Annotated in this window: 1 protein-coding gene; it reads left to right on the plus strand. The window is 58.8% G+C overall.

What is annotated here, in order from left to right; translation table 11 throughout:
- Window positions 1-148: 148 nt before the first annotated feature.
- Complete coding sequence (gene tnpB / locus FCN80_RS26230) at window positions 149-496, plus strand: IS66 family insertion sequence element accessory protein TnpB (protein WP_136993293.1); 348 nt, start codon at window positions 149-151, stop codon at window positions 494-496.
- Window positions 497-699: the final 203 nt, after the last annotated feature.

Raw genomic sequence — 699 nt, forward strand, 5'->3', positions numbered from 1 at the left:
CCGGTATGCCTGCTGCCCCGCAGAGACCTCCACTGGAGCCCTTCTGTTCCTGTGAAATCACATTCTCCCGAGGACGGATGATGTTGACGTCACCTTCGGCCGCGCTGTTAACCGCCCTGGTTCGTGAACTCATGCAAGGCGCTCAATCATGATGGGCCTTCCGGCGGGCACCCGTATCTGGCTCGTCGCCGGCCACACTGACATGAGAAAGGGCTTTCAGGGGCTGGCCGCCAAAGTCGAGGCCACCCTGCGCGAAGACCCTTTATCCGGTCATGTCTTTGTCTTCCGGGGACGGCGCGGTAACCTGATAAAGGTGCTCTGGTCGACCGGCGACGGCCTGTGCCTGCTGGCAAAACGTCTTGAGCGCGGGCGTTTTGTCTGGCCGCAGGCCCAGGACGGCAAGGTGTTCCTGACGCAAGCCCAGTTGTCGATGCTCATGGAGTCCATCGACTGGCGACAACCTAAACGCATTCCGTTTAACCCATCGATATTGTAATCGCGCACCCGACACACTTATCCTCCCGGCATGAAACAGAAAAATCATGCCCTTCCCAATGATGTACTCGCGCTCAAAGCGCTGGTCCTGCAACAACAGGCGACCATCGCGTCTTTGCACGATGACCTTAACTCACGTCAAGCGGAAATCGACCGTCTGCTGGCGCAACTGGCGAAACTGCGGCGTCTGTACTTCGGGCGCAG

The sequence above is a fragment of the Martelella alba genome (assembly GCF_005217455.1).
Taxonomy (GTDB): Bacteria; Pseudomonadota; Gammaproteobacteria; order Enterobacterales; family Enterobacteriaceae; genus Acerihabitans.

Coding starts and splice junctions, on each gene's coding strand:
- tnpB (WP_136993293.1), top strand. CDS start 149: ATGATGGGCCTTCCGGCGGGCACCCGTATCTGGCTCGTCGCCGGCCAC.